The sequence below is a fragment of the Paenibacillus sp. Z3-2 genome, from assembly GCF_054161325.1.
Genome location: NZ_CP096397.1, coordinates 5,316,712 through 5,333,961, shown reverse-complemented (window position 1 = coordinate 5,333,961; position 17,250 = coordinate 5,316,712). Strand labels below are relative to the sequence as shown.

15 protein-coding genes are annotated in these 17,250 nt (G+C 47.9%); 11 read left to right on the top strand and 4 right to left on the bottom strand.

All coding sequences use genetic code 11. From position 1 onward, the window contains the following. Window positions 1-4 precede the first annotated feature (4 nt). Entirely contained in the window at window positions 5-955 is a 951-nt protein-coding gene (gene dnaI / locus M1D71_RS23860; RefSeq protein WP_336764650.1) for a primosomal protein DnaI, read from the top strand. 106 nt (window positions 956-1,061) lie between these two features. Here dnaI and M1D71_RS23855 read toward each other — a convergent pair whose 3' ends face one another. Further along, window positions 1,062-1,217, bottom strand: a complete 156-nt coding sequence (locus tag M1D71_RS23855) for a YqzM family protein (protein ID WP_091037832.1) — start codon at window positions 1,215-1,217, stop codon at window positions 1,062-1,064. A gap of 265 nt (window positions 1,218-1,482) precedes the next feature. On the opposite strand from M1D71_RS23855, the gene trxA reads away from it, so the two are divergent. Continuing rightward, entirely contained in the window at window positions 1,483-1,800 is a 318-nt protein-coding gene (gene trxA, locus M1D71_RS23850; protein WP_017692451.1) for a thioredoxin, read from the top strand. A 444-nt stretch (window positions 1,801-2,244) separates the two neighbouring features. Further along, complete coding sequence (gene uvrC / locus M1D71_RS23845; protein ID WP_458123966.1) at window positions 2,245-4,332, top strand: excinuclease ABC subunit UvrC; 2,088 nt, start codon at window positions 2,245-2,247, stop codon at window positions 4,330-4,332. On the opposite strand, the gene M1D71_RS23840 is transcribed toward uvrC, so the two are convergent. Next, the gene (locus tag M1D71_RS23840; protein ID WP_458123965.1) at window positions 4,301-5,998 is read right to left on the bottom strand and encodes a CPBP family intramembrane glutamic endopeptidase; all 1,698 of its coding nucleotides are present in this window, start codon (window positions 5,996-5,998) and stop codon (window positions 4,301-4,303) included. The two genes, uvrC and M1D71_RS23840, sit on opposite strands and share 32 nt — an antisense overlap. Before the next feature lie 443 nt (window positions 5,999-6,441). Here M1D71_RS23840 and M1D71_RS23835 point away from each other — a divergent pair, with 443 nt between their 5' ends. Continuing rightward, on the top strand, window positions 6,442-7,761 hold the full coding sequence (locus M1D71_RS23835) for a TrkH family potassium uptake protein (RefSeq protein ID WP_458127334.1): 1,320 nt from the start codon (window positions 6,442-6,444) through the stop codon (window positions 7,759-7,761). Window positions 7,762-7,778: 17 nt separating this feature from the next. Continuing rightward, entirely contained in the window at window positions 7,779-8,450 is a 672-nt protein-coding gene (locus M1D71_RS23830; protein WP_458123964.1) for a potassium channel family protein, read from the top strand. A gap of 49 nt (window positions 8,451-8,499) precedes the next feature. Here M1D71_RS23830 and M1D71_RS23825 read toward each other — a convergent pair whose 3' ends face one another. Then, complete coding sequence (locus tag M1D71_RS23825; protein ID WP_458123963.1) at window positions 8,500-9,423, bottom strand: LysR family transcriptional regulator; 924 nt, start codon at window positions 9,421-9,423, stop codon at window positions 8,500-8,502. 295 nt (window positions 9,424-9,718) lie between these two features. Here M1D71_RS23825 and M1D71_RS23820 point away from each other — a divergent pair, with 295 nt between their 5' ends. From M1D71_RS23820 to M1D71_RS23795, 6 genes are all read left to right on the top strand, one after another. After that, window positions 9,719-10,387 carry a succinate dehydrogenase cytochrome b558 subunit gene (locus M1D71_RS23820; protein WP_062837920.1) on the top strand — a complete coding sequence of 223 codons (669 nt, stop codon included), beginning with the start codon at window positions 9,719-9,721 and terminating at the stop codon, window positions 10,385-10,387. Between the two features lie 43 nt (window positions 10,388-10,430). After that, window positions 10,431-12,173, top strand: coding sequence for a succinate dehydrogenase flavoprotein subunit (gene sdhA, locus M1D71_RS23815; protein WP_215075709.1), 1,743 nt, complete (start codon window positions 10,431-10,433; stop codon window positions 12,171-12,173). Between the two features lie 280 nt (window positions 12,174-12,453). Beyond that, window positions 12,454-13,218, top strand: coding sequence for a succinate dehydrogenase iron-sulfur subunit (gene sdhB / locus M1D71_RS23810; protein WP_062837919.1), 765 nt, complete (start codon window positions 12,454-12,456; stop codon window positions 13,216-13,218). A gap of 175 nt (window positions 13,219-13,393) precedes the next feature. Then, the gene (locus tag M1D71_RS23805) at window positions 13,394-14,368 is read left to right on the top strand and encodes a metallophosphoesterase (protein WP_458123962.1); all 975 of its coding nucleotides are present in this window, start codon (window positions 13,394-13,396) and stop codon (window positions 14,366-14,368) included. Between the two features lie 57 nt (window positions 14,369-14,425). Continuing rightward, a complete protein-coding gene (locus M1D71_RS23800; protein WP_458123961.1) occupies window positions 14,426-15,157 on the top strand; it encodes a metallophosphoesterase family protein in 732 nt (243 codons plus the stop codon). 153 nt (window positions 15,158-15,310) lie between these two features. Continuing rightward, the gene (locus M1D71_RS23795) at window positions 15,311-15,934 is read left to right on the top strand and encodes a GNAT family N-acetyltransferase (RefSeq protein WP_458123960.1); all 624 of its coding nucleotides are present in this window, start codon (window positions 15,311-15,313) and stop codon (window positions 15,932-15,934) included. 484 nt (window positions 15,935-16,418) lie between these two features. Here M1D71_RS23795 and M1D71_RS23790 read toward each other — a convergent pair whose 3' ends face one another. Further along, window positions 16,419-17,228: a histidinol-phosphatase gene (locus M1D71_RS23790; RefSeq protein ID WP_458123959.1), complete on the bottom strand. Its 810-nt coding sequence runs from the start codon at window positions 17,226-17,228 to the stop codon at window positions 16,419-16,421. Between the last annotated feature and the right edge of the window lie 22 nt (window positions 17,229-17,250).

Below are 17,250 nucleotides of genomic sequence, written 5' to 3'. Positions count from 1 at the left end.
AGCCATGGAATCCTTGGGAGGACTGCTTCAGCAGCTGAACCCTGCCTTTCGTGAGCAATCGCGGCGGATTGCGGCGGATTTGATGGAAGATCCGTACGTACGCGAATTCCGCGCAGGTCATCCTGAACTGAAAGATGCACAGCTCATGACCGATCTGAGCAAGCTGTTTCAGTACGCCAAAGACTCAAAGAACTGTGCGAATTGTCCGGGACTCGACAACTGCCCTAACGATTTTCAGGGCCACTTTTGTAAACTGGAAGTAGAACATTTTAACGGTAAACCCGAAATCATAGATATAAAAGCACCTTGTTCCAAACATACTGCCCGGCAAAATGAACATGTGATCAAGCAACGAATTCGCAGTTTCTATGTGGACGAGCGTGCACTCAGTGCCGGATATAATGATGTGGAGATTATGGGCAAGGATCGTATGCGTGCTCCGGCAGTGAATCAGGTGCTTCGGTATATTAGGGAGACCAAGGAGAACGGATTGTCTCCACAAGGACTGTTTCTCGAAGGAACTTTCGGGACAGGCAAGACGTTCCTGATGTGTTATCTGCTGCATGAACTGGCGGTTGCAGGCCATACGGGTGTCATTATCTATATGCCTGACTTTGTGGAGGATCTGAAATCCATGATTAGTGAAGGGCAGAAGCTGAAGGAAATGACGGATATTCTGAAAAGTTGTGATCTGCTCATCTTTGACGATATCGGTGCAGAGAACTTGAACCCATGGGTTCGGGACCATGTAATGGGGTCCATTCTGAACTATCGGATGAATCGCAAACCCACATTCTATACCTCCAATTACAATCTGGATGGGCTGGAAAAACACCTTAGCTTTACCAACCGGGACGGCGAGGAAATGAACAAAGGCCAGCGTCTAATGGACCGTATTCGTCCATTCGTGGATGTTATCTCCGTTCGAGGTGAGAATCAGCGCGGCAAACGTTAATGTTCATTTTATATGAATTTTGACTAAAAGTAGTCCCAAAAAAAGCCTGGTTTTCGCATGGTTGCGAAAACCGGGCTTTTCTGGCCCTGCGTGAGCCTGAGCAATCCTATTCGGTGATGAATTTGAAAATCACCATACCGAAAAAGATCACTGTCATCAGGCCAGCCATGCCGGCAACACCCACGATCAGATCAAAAAGATCGTTGCGGGGTTCCTCGTTCACATGTTCACGCGGGTCGCTGATTCGCACATTTGCGTCCATGTTTATTGCCTCCTTATAGGGAATGACAGCTTGCCCGTGTGGGGGCTGAAACCCGGAGTAATTTTAGTATACTTGGAAAAGAAAGCGTTTGTAAAGATTTTGCAGTTGGCATGCCACATCCTTTAATTGTGAAGATTTGATGTTGGGAAGATGAACATTGTAGCGTTGAATTCACAAGTTTGACGTACCTGTGTTATACTGGAAGTGTCGTTCACGACGTTACAGGTTAAAATAAACCGTAAGTATATATAAGGAGGACAATTTCATGGCTATTGTTAACGTATCCGATCAATCCTTCAACGCTGAAGTAGAAGGCGAAGGAACGGTTCTTGTTGATTTCTGGGCGCCTTGGTGTGGTCCTTGTAAAATGCTCGCTCCAATCCTGGAAGAGCTGTCCACAGAAGTTGGCGATGCAGTGAAAATTGCTAAAGTTAACGTGGATGAAAATCCGGAATCTGCTTCCCGCTTTGGCGTAATGAGCATTCCAACATTGATCTTTTTCAAAGACGGTCAACCGGTAGATAAAGTGGTTGGTCTGAATTCGAAAGATGCGCTCAAAGGAATTATCGCAAAACACCAATAATTTACAGGCTTACACATACGCCTCCGGTTTACATGCCGGGGGCGTTTTGCGTCGAATACCTTTATATAGGACAATATAAAGTATATATTTTTTATAAAATGAAACTGGAAATTTACATGTTAACGGAGAGGACAGAAATGAGCTGTAGAAGCATAGCCGTTGCAATTTTTATCCGAGTTTCACTTTTAATATGTATTGCACTAATTACTCACACAATAGCGGAGAGAACAGAAAAAAACTGAAAAAGCGAAGCGTTCGCCTTTATCACCGGATTTTCCCCTTGTAAAAGGGAATCAAAAAATCTGGGGATAACAGCGATTGGAAGGTTGTTCTGTTATCGTAGTGTTCGTGTGAATTACGGCGATCGAAAGATCATTCTGTCGTCGGAGTATCTCATGTAAGGTGAGGATTTCAGCTTTTTCGGGAAGGAGGATTCACCGAATTATGGATCAATTCATTAATGATTTGCAGGATCAGGAGAAGGCATTGGAGCAGATTCGCCACAAGCTCGCTTTGTTGCCAGACATGTCTGGTTGTTACCTGATGAAGAACAGTGAAGGCACCATTATCTATGTAGGTAAGGCTAAAGTTCTGAAGAACCGCGTACGCTCTTATTTTATCGGCACTCATAACGGAAAGACCCAGCGTCTGGTGTCCGAAATTCGTGATTTCGAATATATCGTGACGGGCAGTAACATGGAAGCACTCATTCTGGAGTGTAACCTGATCAAAAAACATATGCCGCGTTATAACGTATTGCTTAAGGATGACAAGACATTCCCGTATCTTAAAATTACGAATGAAAAGCACCCCCGGCTGGAAGTAACCCGGCGTGTGCTGAAAGATAAAGCCAAATACTTCGGACCTTATCCGAACTCGTATGCGGCACACCAAACGAAAAAATTGCTCGACCGCATGTATCCACTGCGCAAATGTGGTGTAATGCCCAAAGAAGTGTGCCTGTATTATCACATGGGACAATGTCTTGCCCCTTGTGTGAAGGAAGTGGAGAAGGAACAGTACGACCAGATTTCACAAGAGATTGGTTCATTTCTGAGCGGTGGTCACGAAGAGATTAAGAAGGATTTGCAGCGAAAGATGCAAGAGGCTGCGGAGGACCTTTATTTTGAACGTGCCAAGGAATTGCGCGATCAGGTGATCGCCATCGATGCGATGATGGAAAAACAGAAAATTACGATGGCTGATGCCAGAGACCGCGATGTGTTTGGTTTTGCCATTGATAAAGGCTGGATGTGTGTCCAGATTCTATATATGCGTCAGGGGAAAATGATCGAACGCCACGTCTCTACTTTCCCGTTTTACGGTGAAGCGTACAGTGACTTCATGTCCTACGTGACGCAGTATTACAGCGATAATCCGGCATTGCCTCAAGAGATTTTGTTGCCGGAAATGCCTAAAGACCTCGCAACAGATCGTGACAGTGAGGATTTGGGATCTGTTGCTGACGGAACAGTACCTGCCGCTGTTACAGCGGAGCTCGAACAGACGGGACAAGTGGAGCAAAGTACTGCTTCCCAGCCACTGGTTGCTGAGACTCGTGCAGCTTACGGAAGTTCCGTTGAGACAGAAGCTGAACAAAATGAGGGTGCGCTAGAGGATGCTTCCATAACGGATCCATCTGTATCAGCTGAGAAACTCTCTGCAGGGCTGGAAGACCCAACTCAGGTTGCTGCTGCATTACAGGAGTGGTTGGAGATCAAAGTGCTTATTCCGCAACGTGGATTGAAACGTCAGATGATCACCATGGCCGTGGATAACGCACGTGTGGCACTGGAAGAGAAGTTCCGCCTGATTGAGCGAAATGAAGAACGGACATCCAAAGCTGCGGAAGGACTGGGACGCTTTATTGGACTGGATCAGCTTCGCCGTATTGAAGCGTTTGATAACTCAAATATCCAGGGAACCAACCCGGTATCTGCCATGATCGTATTTACGGATGGTAAACCGGATAAGAAGGAATATCGGAAGTACAAGGTCCGTTCGGTCGAAGGACCGGATGATTATGAAACGATGAGAGAGGTCATCCGTCGCCGTTACGAGCGGGTATTGAAAGAAAACCTGACCCAGCCTGACCTGATTGTGGTCGACGGCGGTAAAGGACAGATTTCGGCTGCGGTTGATATTCTTGAAAATGAGTTGGGGCTGTTTATTCCGGTATGTGGTCTGGTGAAGGATGCGAAGCATAAGACTTCACAGTTGATGATTGGTAATCCACCGGAAGTCATCTCCCTGCCTCGGGATAGTCAGGAATTCTACCTGTTGCAGCGGATACAGGAAGAGGTCCACCGTTTTGCCATCTCGTTCCACCGTGAACAGCGTGGCAAATCGATGGTCACGTCACGTTTGGATGCCATTCCGGGTATTGGAGAAAAGCGGCGTAAGCTGCTGTTGAAGCATTTTGGCTCTTTGCGCAAAATAAAAGAGGCCAGCGTCGAAGACTTCCGGCCTCTATCTATTGGTGACAAACTGGCAAATCAGATTATTGCAGCACTTCGGGATGAGGAGTCGTAACATACGGCTTCTCTTTTTGTTTTGGATTGAATCTGTAGACTACATATCCAACGATGGCCGGGAGTACAATCCAGAAGAGTCCGGCAGCCATATTCAGGGCATCGCCCATAAAGATCAGGCTAAGTCCCATCAGCAAGCTATCGAAGATCACATGCGCGAATACAACGGCAATGAAGCCGTGACGCAGCATGATCAGGCTGAACAGTAATCCAATCACCACCAGCTCAATCGGACGGGTGATTACCGGGTAGATCGGATACAATGTGTGCCCAAGTGCCCAAATGATGGTTGGGATCAGACAGGCAATAAACGTGTTACGAACCATCTTCTGCATCATGCGAATGCCGAACAGCCGATAGACGGTTTCTTCACCAATACCGGCCATCCAGGCCATAATCGGGAAAAGCCAGGCATAGGTCATATTAAATGTAGATTGATCTGCTGACGTTGTTGACCATGTGCCGATGCTCCGCTCCAGTATGAAGAACAGGATGGATTGCACACCCAGCAGAATGAAGGCCCACAGGTAACCAGCAACCATGCTGTGAAGTACATATTTCCCGTATCCCGGTTCTTTGGCACGAGGCCATGGGTTCAGACCAATCTTCCGCCACATGCCGTCTCCGGCAACCAGGGATAGATAGATGGTTGCACTCATGACCAGTGTAATTCCCATCTGCATTAACATCAGGAACGCTAGCATGAAGCTCGAGAGTCCCTGTGCCTGAAAGAGTGGAATCATGTTCAACGTACCAATTACCGAAGCTGCGAAATACACCAGCGAGAGAATAATCCCGCGTTTGAAAGACGTATGTGCTCGAGTCAGAATGCTATAGATGATAGCGAGTACACCCAGAACAAAGGTCAGGAATGCATAGCCGCCATAAGTCATCCAGTTGGCTTGGCGCGTTTGAGCCTTCACATAATCGGTATGGGATTCAGGGACCGAGAAGCCAGGATCGAATGATCGTACCGCACCCTCTTCAAAAGTAAAGTTCAGTTCAAGCTTGGAGTCCCCAATGGCTTTTGCAGAATCCGTATACTTCAGTCCAGCTTCACCATCGCGAGTTTCCAGTTGAAGGGCCGGTACTTCATAACCGAATTCGGTCAGAACGCCAGCCGCGAGCTGTTGTTTCTCGTCCAGAGATATATTACCTTCAGCAAGTACTTGCGATGTGGTCACTCGTCCACTGACCTGCTCCGCTTCAATGGCGGTATAGAGCGAAGAAGGCAGTTCTCGTTTGAAACCGACGACTTTTCCTGTTTTCATATGTACGTCAACATTAAGATAACCGCCTTTGTGCTGATCGGGCAAACGAACGCGGTATACATCGTAAGGATAAGTTGTTTCCCACTTCTGATTATACGTATCGAGTTGTTTGGTCTTGGCCATATACCCGTAGATATCGGAATGTGTCTGGTAGGTCACCAGGGTGTTTCCGGCATCATTTGGCAGTGTATAGTCATCCACAGAAGCTGCGAAAGATCGTGCGGATTGCGTCGCCTGCTCCTTGGTTATGAAAGATGTGGACGAAATTTCAGTTGTTTGCGAAGAGGTAGCAGGAAAGATCTGAAATACAAAAAATAGAATCAGGCCGATCGCCGCAAGCAACCCCAGACGCTTGAAGTTAGCCTTGAGTAGCAAAGGCTGCCCTAAGGGATTCATGTAATGGTGTTCCTCCTTTATTAATATGGATATTAAAGTAAACATAGCACAGGCCAAGCACCGAATGCCAATCATGTAACGAAAACAGGTGTAAATCCTTGAAAATGAATGAAAAGGACCGAAAGAATCTGATCCATCCGTCGCCATATCTGAGTTTTTCCCTTTTTGGCTGAATTCGATCCGATTTACACAAAAAACGTTTTGTCTGTAATCGCCGCAGCGCTTATAATTTTGAAGCAAATGTGCAACGATTCGCATGTCTTTCACCCAACAAGGGAACGAATAGAATATTCCAACTTCATTATATATGTCGTTTTAACCTGAATCATACATGTTTAACGTTTGGAAACAGCATTTCAAGTAAGGAAGGCTCCATGGGGTGTGGAGTTATTTTCATTTATGCAGAGGTGGATGATACTCAAGTGAGACTGAATGTTCAATGGATGCGACTATCGCCACCCCGTATTCTTGTGTTAGGGTTTGCCGGCATTATATTCGTAGGCACACTGCTGTTAATGCTTCCGGCATCCAGTCGAAACGGTGACAGCCTTGCATTTATTGATGCGCTTTTTACCGCAACTTCGGCGGTCTGTGTCACGGGTTTGGTTGTGGTGGATACAGGGACTCACTTTTCGATGCTGGGTCAGGTAGTGATCGCAATTCTGATTCAGATTGGCGGACTGGGCTTCATGACGATGTCCACATTGGTTGCGATTGCGTTCAAACGGCGGATCTCGCTTAGGGAACGGTTGATTCTACAGGAAGCGATGAACCAGAGTACGATGGAGGGCATTGTCCGGCTGATCCGCAAAGTTGTGATCTACTCACTGATTCTCGAAGGGATATGTGGCACACTGTTTGCCATTCGCTGGTCGTTCGACATGCCAGTCGGACAGGCGATTTATTATGGATACTGGCATGCGATCTCCATGTTCAACAATGCAGGTTTTGATATGTTTGGTGATTTCCGCAGTCTGACCGGATATGTATATGACCCGCTGGTGAATTTTACAGCCATGTTCCTGATTGTCTCTGGGGGAATCGGGTTTGTAGTGTTGTCAGATCTTGTGGATTATCGCAAAACGCGAAAGTTGTCCCTGCACTCCAAAGTGGTGTTGCTGACAACCGGACTACTAATTATATTTGGTGCACTTGTTATTTTCGTATTCGAATTCAGCAATCCCCGGACGCTCGGTGGTCTGAACTGGGGCGGTAAAGTACTTGGATCATTCTTCCAGTCAGTTACACCGCGAACAGCAGGGGCCAATACGGTAGACATAGCCGGGCTCAGGCAGGCAACGCAGTTCTTCATCATCATTCTAATGTTCATCGGTGCTTCACCAGGTTCAACCGGAGGCGGGATCAAAACGACGACATTTATGATTATGGCTGGGGCAGTCATCGCCATGATGCGTGGGCGGGAGGACATCGTATTTTTCCGCTACAGGCTCGTACAGGAACGGATATTCAAGGCGCTTACGATTACATTACTGGCGCTCTTGTTCATCATAGTCGTAACGATGGCACTAAGTACCACAGAAGACGCCAGTTTTATGATGATCTTATTTGAAACGACATCGGCCTTTGGCACCGTGGGGTTATCACTCGGACTAACGCTGAAGCTGACCACATTGGGTAAGCTCCTGATCTGTTTTACGATGTTTGCAGGAAGGCTTGGGCCGATCACATTAGCGTATGCACTTGGGCAGAAGAAGGGTAAAGAGTTATACAGGTATCCGGAAGGCAAAATGATTATTGGATAAGGGGTTCGTGAAGAACAATGAAAACACAGCAGTTTGCGGTGATTGGGCTTGGACGGTTTGGCTCTAGTCTGGCACAGGAATTAATGGAACTCGGCTACGAGGTGCTCGGGATCGATAAAAATGAAGAAGTCGTCGAAGACATGAGTGAGCTGGTTACCCATGCCGTTGTAGCCGATGCCACAGATGAGGAAGTGCTGCGCTCCCTGGGTATTCGAAATTTCGATTGTGGTATCGTAGCCATCGGGGATGATATACAGACAAGTATTCTCACTGCGATCCTGTTAAAAGAGTTGGGAGTCAAGACCGTTGTGGCCAAGGCCATATCCGTCCTTCACGGTCGAGCGCTGGATAAGCTGGGCATCGATCGTGTCGTCTATCCCGAGCGGGATATGGGTATTCGGGTTGCACATCAACTGGTTACCCCGAATTTGCTGGACTACATTGAACTTTCCAATGATTACAGTATTGTCGAGATGAAGGTTCCTGGCTGTTTGCACAACAAAACCCTTTCGAGCCTGAATGCACGCGTCCGTTTTGGTTGCAGCATTGTAGCGTTACAGAAGGAAGCCGGGGTTATTATCGCTCCGACGGCACTGGATTCGCTTCAAATGGGGGATATTATGGTCATTATCGGTAATAATGCAGACATCGACCGGTTTGAGGAAGAGGTTATCAGCCAGGAAAGCTGATAAATAAAATGGAAGCCAGGCGAAGTAACCTGGCGGATTAAGATATAGACTAAGGCGTCGTGGTCCTCCGTGAGGGCAACGGCGCCTTTGCTGTAAAGAGCGCAGCCGTCTCCTTGACCCACTGTCTGGAGGTCTCGCTGAGGTCTTCTTTGTCCCCATAGATCATGCAGGTTGTTCTTCGGGTCTCCTGTAGTTGCGGCAAATAGACCGAAACCAGATCATTGTCCGCGAGCAATTGTGGACGGAGATACGACTTGGGCAATAGAGCAGCGGCTTTGGCAGAAGGCAAGAGTCGGATAATCGCTTCAAACGAATCAATCTCCATGCGAATGTCAGGCATCACGGCACAGCGTTGAAAGAGGTCGTCCGTTAATTTACGGTACCAGGTGCCTTTGGAGAACGTGATCATCGGCAGATCCTGCATATGCTCCATCCCGGCTTCCTTGCCGGATAAGGGGTGCGTGAGCGGTACAACCAGCTCCAGATGATCGTCAAAGAGCGGTACGCAGTTCAGACCCACTTCGGTGATGGAGGAGGCGACAATGCCCACATCGGCTTTTTTATCACGCACAAAAGAGACAATCTCATGCGTTTTCCCCGTCAATAGTTTCAGTTCGGCATTTGGATGTTTCTCCATAAAGGCATTAACCAGAGGTGGTAAGGTGGTTTGAAGTGTCGTCAGGCTGGCGCCAAGTGTAATGGTGCTCTGTTCTTCGTCTTTATACTGGGCCAGCATGGTCAGGAATTTCTGTTGCTGCTGCTTCTGTTCCACAGCGAACGTATAGGCGAGCTGGCCCACACTGGTTAACTCGAGCCGTTTGCCCCGGCGGTGGAACAAGGCAACCCCGAGTTCATCCTCCAACTTGGCAATTTTGCGTGAGAGTGCGGGCTGGGACAAGTTCAGTAACTTGGATGCGCGGTTCAGGCTGGACTGCTCCACGACCGCCGCAAATGCGTTTAACTCCTCGAACATGAACAACAACCTCTTTTCTACGAGTGTGATTCTTGCCCTTGATTAATCGTTTTCCATGTTGTATGGCCTGTAAACCCAATGTTTCACTGCTTATACCTATAGGTTATAACATTTAATAATTATATTGCAATTCCCTTATAAGAAAAAAAGGAGTAACATGAATCGTGACACAAGTTGTTCACACCTGGCGAAAACGGAACAATTTGTCGAACCTTTTCATGGAAAAGGATTCGTGTCATGATAAGTGAAATCATTTATGAAAACGTTGTATTTAGCGAAAGGGGATCGACATTTTATGAAAGGGTTTTACTCCAGAAAGCTGCACTCCTTGCTTGGCGTCATTCCGCTCAGTCTGTTTTTTATCGAGCACTTGGTGACGAACTTCACGGCAGTTGAAGGCGGCAAAGAAGCTTTTTACGGTGCCGTTGCATTTCTGAACGGTTTGCCTCTTGTTATTGTGATCGAGGCGACACTCATTTGGCTGCCGTTGTTCTATCATGGCGTTTACGGTCTTTACATTGCCTATCAGGCCAAGCCTAACGTGGGCCGTTACGGCAATGAGCGCAACTGGCGCTACACGTTACAGAGGGTAAGCGGTATCATTACATTTGTATTCGTCATCTGGCACGTATGGGAGACGCGTGTGCAGATTGCGCTGGGTAATGTATCACATGAAGAGATTGGCGGCGTCATACATGATGCGGTGACGAATCCGATAACCTTTGCGATATATATGATCAGTGTGGTTGCGGCGTCATATCACTTTGCCAATGGTCTGTGGTCGTTCCTCGTTAGTTGGGGGATTACAGTTGGTCCGCGTGCGCAGCGTGTATCCTCTTACGTATGTATGAGCTTGTTCGCAATTGTTTCCATCATGTTTATTGCTTCACTATTTGCTTTCCGGAGCATTGATTTCCAGACAGCTACTTCGATGATTGACGCAGTAAAAACAGTTCTAATTTAAGCATTTAGCGTATAAATGCTGACTTATAAGGGAGTGAACAGCAATGGCATCAACGAATGTAATTATTGTGGGCGGCGGTCTCGCAGGCTTGATGGCGGCGATCAAATCGGCTGAAGCCGGAGTCCATGTTCATTTATTTTCACTGGTTCCTGTTAAACGATCCCACTCTGTATGCGCACAAGGCGGAATTAACGGAGCGGTAAACACCAAGGGTGAGGGTGACTCACCATGGGTACACTTTGACGATACGGTATACGGCGGTGACTTCCTCGCGAACCAACCTCCGGTTAAAGCGATGTGCGAAGCAGCACCTGGCATTATTCACCTGATGGACCGGATGGGCGTCATGTTCAATCGGACACCAGAAGGATTGCTTGATTTCCGTCGTTTCGGGGGCACGAAGCATCACCGTACGGCGTTTGCCGGAGCGACAACAGGGCAACAATTGCTCTATGCATTAGACGAACAGGTACGTCGCTGGGAAGCAGCTGGTCTGGTTACGAAATATGAGAACTGGGAATTCCTGCAGGCAGTTTTGGATGATGAAGGCGTATGTCGCGGGATCGTAGCTCAGGATCTGAAAACGATGAAAGTACAGACCTTCCCGGCAGAAGCGGTTATTCTGGCGAGTGGTGGTCCGGGTATCATCTTTGGTAAAACGACCAACTCGGTTATCAACACAGGTACAGCGGCAAGTGCCGTGTATCAGCAAGGTGTAAATTACGCCAACGGGGAGTTCATTCAGATTCACCCGACAGCCATTCCAGGGGATGACAAGCTGCGTCTCATGTCCGAATCCGCGCGTGGTGAAGGTGGACGGATCTGGACTTACAAAGACGGCAAGCCTTGGTACTTCCTTGAAGAAAAATATCCGTCTTACGGTAACCTGGTTCCGCGTGATATCGCGACACGTGAAATCTTCAGCGTCTGCGTGGACATGGGTCTGGGTGTGAACGGTGAGAACATGGTTTATCTCGACCTGTCGCACAAAGATCCGAAGGAACTGGATGTTAAACTCGGCGGAATCATTGAGATCTATGAGAAGTTCATGGGTGATGACCCGCGTAAAATCCCGATGAAAATCTTCCCGGCAGTCCATTATTCCATGGGCGGCATGTGGGTAGATTACAATCAAATGACCAACATTCCGGGGCTGTTTGCAGCTGGTGAATGTGAATATCAATACCATGGTGCGAACCGTCTGGGTGCAAACTCACTGGTATCCGCGATCTATGGTGGTATGGTGGCTGGACCGAAAGCGGCTGAATATATCAAAGGACTCAAAAAATCGTCCGCTGATATCCCATCTTCCGTATTCGAGAAACACACCAAACAACAAAGCGACAAATACGAAGGTATCTTGAAAATGCAGGGCACGGAAAATGCCTATGTTATTCATAAAGAGCTTGGCGAGTGGATGACAGCCAACATGACGGTTGTACGCTACAACGACAAGCTTGAAGCCACGATTGGTAAGATCAAGGAATTGAAAGAGCGTTATGGCAAAATCAACATGTATGACAGCTCAGGTTGGAACAACCCGGGCGCAGCGTTCACTCGCCAACTGTGGAACATGATTGAATTGGCAGAAGCGATGACTCTTGGAGCACTGCTGCGTAACGAAAGCCGCGGCGCGCATTACAAACCGGAATTCACAGAACGTAATGACGAAGAGTTCCTGAAAACGACCATCGCAAGCTGGTCGAAGGAAGGCCCGAAAATCTCGTACGAGCCAGTAGACGTATCCTTGATCCCACCACGTATCCGGGACTACTCCAAGGATTAAGTCTTCAGCATTTCAATACTGCTATCCAGCAAGAATGGAGTGCAGTTTCCAGCAAAGTGACCCACGTGCACGACGTAGCGAAGGAAGTGGAAATGACCTGAAGAAGCGAAGCGTCCGCCTTTGATACCCCATTTTATTCAATAGAAATCCATTCCGTAAAATGGGGGAGCAACAGCGGTCAGAAGGTCAATCCACTGACGAAGCGTCACCCGTGCACCAAACCAGTAACTTTGCGCATCAGCAACACCAATCATCGTCACTCAAAGGAGGGGACAACGATATGGCGGAACAAGCTACAGCCAACAAAACCGTCAAGTTTATCATCACCCGTCAGGACAGCCCGGAGTCATCTTCGTATAACGAAGAATTTGAGCTTCCGTACCGTCCCAACATGAATGTAATCAGCGCCCTGATGGAGATACAGCGGAACCCGGTCAATACAGATGGCAAATCCATTGCTCCTGTGTGCTGGGATTCCAACTGTCTCGAAGAAGTCTGTGGAGCTTGCTCCATGGTCATCAATGGCAAGCCGCGTCAAGCGTGTGCAGCCCTGATCGACAAGCTCGAACAGCCCGTTCGCATCGAACCGATGAAGACATTCCCGGTGGTACGTGACCTGGTCATCGACCGTACCCGTATGTTCAGCGCCCTGAAACGCGTAAAAGCATGGATTCCGATCGATGGTACCTATGACCTCGGTCCAGGTCCACGGATGCCTGAGAAGAAGCGTCAGTGGGCATATGAGCTGTCCAAGTGCATGACATGTGGTGTATGTCTGGAGGCATGCCCGAACGTCAATGAGAAAACAGACTTTATCGGTCCAGCAGCACTGTCCCAAGTGCGTCTGTTCAACGCTCACCCAACAGGGGAGATGAACGCCGACGATCGTCTGGAAGCATTGATGGAAGATGGAGGCATTGAGGGCTGTGGTAACTCGCAAAACTGTGTGCAATCCTGTCCAAAAGGTATTCCACTGACAACCTCCATTGCCGAAATGAACAAACAAACGACCAAGCATATGTTTAAACGCTGGTTGGGCGTATAATCTCGTCATAGCATGTGCAGAAGTGTAATCTGCAACTTAGAAGAAGTCGTGATCCCGTGCAGCAACATGCCGGAGATCCCGGCTTCTTTTTACGAAGAAGCAGAGGAACCGGGCTGCCCATGCAGAATATGGTATACTAAGGGGATGGATATAGAGCGTAGAAGGAGGGGGAGATATGGCAGAGACACCGCGTCAGGGCAGCAACAACTCACCGTCCCAGCGCTCTCACAAGGCACCAGGTGCAGAAGAGTCTGTGTTTCCTGGAGAAGAAAAGGATCATGATCCCTCTCGCCGAAGTTTCTTATTGCGCATGGTTTTGATGACCGCGGGTGCCAGTTTGCTTACAGGAGGTTATGCCTGGCTTTGGGAGCCGCGTCGTCTGGAAATCAAGCAAGTGGAGCTGAAACTTCCGAAGTTTCCAAAGGCATTTGACGGATTGCGAGTAGTTCAGTTCAGTGATGCCCATCTTGGTTTTCATACCGGAGTGAAAGAGATGAAGAAGCTGGCAGCAACGATTGAGGAGCAGCAACCGGACTTGATTTGTTTTACCGGAGACATAGTCGAGAGGGAATCAGAGCCGATGCGTGAATGTATTCCGGTATTGGCCTCGATGCAAGCCAAGTATGGCAAATTTGCTGTTTTGGGGAATCATGATTATCGGGGCGGGCAGCAGAATGAAGTGGCAACCATGTTTCATGAAGCAGGATTCACCTTGTTAAGGAACGAACATGTGGTGATTGAACAAGGGGGCGAACGTCTGGCCATCGTTGGTCTGGATGACGCACTGACAGGCAGACCTGATCCCGCCCAAGCCATCAAGGAACTGGATCATGATGCGTGGAAATTACTGCTCATGCATGAACCGGATTATGCCGACATTGCCACTCCCTATGGTTTCGGATTGCAGCTTTCCGGTCATAGCCATGGCGGACAGGTGCGTTTCCCCTGGATCGGGGCAGTGACGACTCCGCGAGGTTCACACAAGTATGTTCAGGGGTTGTATTACACGGATGTACAGGGGGTATATTACTCCACCCAGACACAGATGCCGGTGTATGTGAATCGTGGTTTTGGCATGACTCAACTGCCCATTCGTTTTCTGTGCAGACCAGAATTAACGGTGTTTGAGCTTAAAGGGTTAACCACATAAAAGGAATAGAAAATGAGTGCGAAACATAAAGGATTCACATGAATGGAGGTTATCCAGATGGAACGAATTGCGATTGTATCCGACATTCATGGCAACATGACTGCCTGGGAAGCAGTGCTAAAAGATATCCGAAGTCGTGGCGTGGAGCGAATCTTTTGTCTTGGTGACCTCGTGGGCAAGGGACCAGAACCGGTGCAGGTTGTCGATCGGGTGCAAGAGACGTGCGAACTTGTCATCCGCGGCAATTGGGATGAACTGGTCGCAGTTAACCATGACAATGAGAACTTCACCTGGCAAGCAGAACGGTTGGGTGAGGAACGATTGGCGTACTTGGGGAGTCTACCCTTCAGTCATCAGTTTCAGCTGAGTGGTCGTACCATCCGCCTTGTCCATGCTTCGCCTCAAAGTGTATACCATCGTGTACAGCCTTGGGACGCTATGGAAAAGAGGTTAGCGATGTTCGATCCCCCGGCTGATGAGCCAGAGCAAGGTATTGCGGATGTCGTGGGATATGGGGATGTGCATAACGCATACTTGCAGTACATGAATGGCAAGTTGCTGTTTAATGCAGGCAGTGTCGGTAATCCGCTCGATCTTCCGCAGGCTTCCTACTGTATCTTGGAAGGCGAAGACAGCAACGATAATAATACCCCGTTCAATGTTCAATTTGTGCGGGTGCCTTATGATATTGAGCGAGAAGTTCAGGTTGCACAGTCGGCGAATGTTCCTGCACTGGATTACTATATTCGTGAGATACGTACCGGGATTTATCGCGGGTTGCAGGAGTAGCCAGCACCTTCCGCTCTAGCGATAGGAATCGAATGATGCAAATTGCGAATACTAAAGTTCGTGGATCAGTTCAAATGATATTATGCCGGATCATCTTCAGAGCATGCTTGTCTTACCGGACTAGAGCCCGTTTAGGCAAAAGGAGCGATTGTCATGCTTACCCGAAAAATGCTGGTTCAAGGCCTGCCGGCTTTGTGGACAGAGCGTCTTGTCCTGCGATCATTGCGTCAAAGTGATTACAGCACATTATCGGAACTCTTTTCCGATCCTCAGGTCATTCGATATGTGAATAGGGGAAGCCAGCCCACACCGATCAGGGCGAGACGGTTATTGAACCAGATACGGAGCAGCAGCGCCAAGCTGGATTCGTTACATTATGGGATCTGCTGGAGAGGTAAAGAACAGGTCATCGGGATTACGTCATTCCAGCACTGGAACGATCAGAATGGTACCGCACAGATTGGTTATATCCTGAACAGATCCTGTTGGGGCATGGGTGTGGCTACCGAGGCAGTAGAGCGGCTGCTGCAGTTTGGATTTGCCGAACTTCATCTATGGAGGGTGGAGGCACGTTGTTATGAGGCGAATGTATCTTCAGAACGGGTGTTAAGCAAAATAGGGATGTCCTACGAGCGGAGTCTTCCCTCATTCGGACTGCATGATGAGGATGATGAGGCATCTGAATCCTTAATGGATGTCAAAGTGTACAGTATGTACCGGGAACAATACGTCAGTGAAAAAGACCTGGAAACCCTGGTATCTGACAAGCCGCAATAACATAGAGTAAGAGTAGTAAAACATAAATGAATCGAACTTCAATCATTTGTTACACAAATGAAATATAGCTGCAATTGAACTCTAACAGACAGGGGGTAAACTTATCTCATGACCCCCTTTTTGATAATAGATAATGCTGTTGGGACCCGCGCGAGCGGGTTCTTTTTTTTGTCCATATAAGTTAACTATGGAATTTTTACATATACACTCCGATGACAGAAGAACCTTCCGACCGCTGTTATCCCCAGAGTTTGATTCCCATTTTGAAATGGGAAAATCTGATAATAACGTATGCTTTCGATGCAGCTTTCTTTCAGAAAGCTTTTAGGCGACCGCTTCGCTTCTTCAAGTTATTTCTGTCCTCTTCGTTTTATAGTGTAGATGTTCATTTGAACTTATATCATATTTTTAATTTAGAATTAAACCTAAAACCCCCACAGCGCGCTTGTCCACGCTGTGGGGGTTTCTCTATGGTCCATATATTTTATAGTGATACAACCTGCATCTGTTTCTGCTTGAAGTACACCCAGTCGGTGAATCCGATCTCCAGCAAACGTGTACGAACGTCATCCAGCTCGTCTGCAACCCGCTGGGGTTTATGAGCGTCCGATCCGAATGTCACCTTCACTCCGTAATGATGGGCCCGTTCCAGAATGGCATCTGAGGGATACCAGCCGCCGCTGATTTTGGTTTTGCCTGAAGTGTTAATTTCGATGGCTACGTTGGATGCTGCAATAACCTGCAACGTTTCATCAATGGCCTGATCAGCGATAATTTCCGAGAAGGGTGGATAGTTTCCTTTCATCGCATCAATATGTCCTAGGATCTGGAACATACCGCTGCGAGCCGATTGCCGGATCAATGAATAATAGCTCTCTTTCACTTCAACTTTGCGAGCATCGCTCAGTCCTTTCCACCGGGTTTTGTTGAAGATGCTCACATCCTCGGTATGATGAACTGAACCAATAATATAGTCAAACGGATACTGTCCCAGCGTGGTACGGTACAATTCTGCATGAGGAGGGAAGTAGTCGGATTCAATGCCGAGCAGCACATCAATTTTACCGGCGTACTCTTCTTTTAGAGCAAGGACTTCTTCCACATAATGTTGCAATTCCGACTTACCCATTGCGATCCGGGGAAACGCCTGCTCAAGCTCACTGCCAAAGTATGGCGTATGATCCGAGATGCCGATGGCTTGAAGTCCTGCCTCAATACCTGCCTCTATATAGTCGCGGATGTTGCCGTCAGCGTGACCACAACGAAAATGATGTGTATGAAGATCGAATTTCATATGGAATCCTTCCTTTCTCATG

Excerpts from the sequence above, each read along its gene's own strand:
- M1D71_RS23830 (WP_458123964.1), top strand. The coding sequence starts at position 7,779 with ATGAAAACACAGCAGTTTGCGGTGATTGGGCTTGGACGGTTTGGCTCT.
- M1D71_RS23820 (WP_062837920.1), top strand. The coding sequence starts at position 9,719 with ATGAAAGGGTTTTACTCCAGAAAGCTGCACTCCTTGCTTGGCGTCATT.
- M1D71_RS23825 (WP_458123963.1), bottom strand. The coding sequence starts at position 9,423 with ATGTTCGAGGAGTTAAACGCATTTGCGGCGGTCGTGGAGCAGTCCAGC.
- dnaI (WP_336764650.1), top strand. The coding sequence starts at position 5 with ATGGAATCCTTGGGAGGACTGCTTCAGCAGCTGAACCCTGCCTTTCGT.
- sdhB (WP_062837919.1), top strand. The coding sequence starts at position 12,454 with ATGGCGGAACAAGCTACAGCCAACAAAACCGTCAAGTTTATCATCACC.
- M1D71_RS23790 (WP_458123959.1), bottom strand. The coding sequence starts at position 17,228 with ATGAAATTCGATCTTCATACACATCATTTTCGTTGTGGTCACGCTGAC.
- M1D71_RS23800 (WP_458123961.1), top strand. The coding sequence starts at position 14,426 with ATGGAACGAATTGCGATTGTATCCGACATTCATGGCAACATGACTGCC.
- M1D71_RS23855 (WP_091037832.1), bottom strand. The coding sequence starts at position 1,217 with ATGGACGCAAATGTGCGAATCAGCGACCCGCGTGAACATGTGAACGAG.
- uvrC (WP_458123966.1), top strand. The coding sequence starts at position 2,245 with ATGGATCAATTCATTAATGATTTGCAGGATCAGGAGAAGGCATTGGAG.
- M1D71_RS23835 (WP_458127334.1), top strand. The coding sequence starts at position 6,442 with ATGCGACTATCGCCACCCCGTATTCTTGTGTTAGGGTTTGCCGGCATT.
- M1D71_RS23840 (WP_458123965.1), bottom strand. The coding sequence starts at position 5,998 with ATGAATCCCTTAGGGCAGCCTTTGCTACTCAAGGCTAACTTCAAGCGT.
- trxA (WP_017692451.1), top strand. The coding sequence starts at position 1,483 with ATGGCTATTGTTAACGTATCCGATCAATCCTTCAACGCTGAAGTAGAA.
- M1D71_RS23805 (WP_458123962.1), top strand. The coding sequence starts at position 13,394 with ATGGCAGAGACACCGCGTCAGGGCAGCAACAACTCACCGTCCCAGCGC.
- M1D71_RS23795 (WP_458123960.1), top strand. The coding sequence starts at position 15,311 with ATGCTTACCCGAAAAATGCTGGTTCAAGGCCTGCCGGCTTTGTGGACA.
- sdhA (WP_215075709.1), top strand. The coding sequence starts at position 10,431 with ATGGCATCAACGAATGTAATTATTGTGGGCGGCGGTCTCGCAGGCTTG.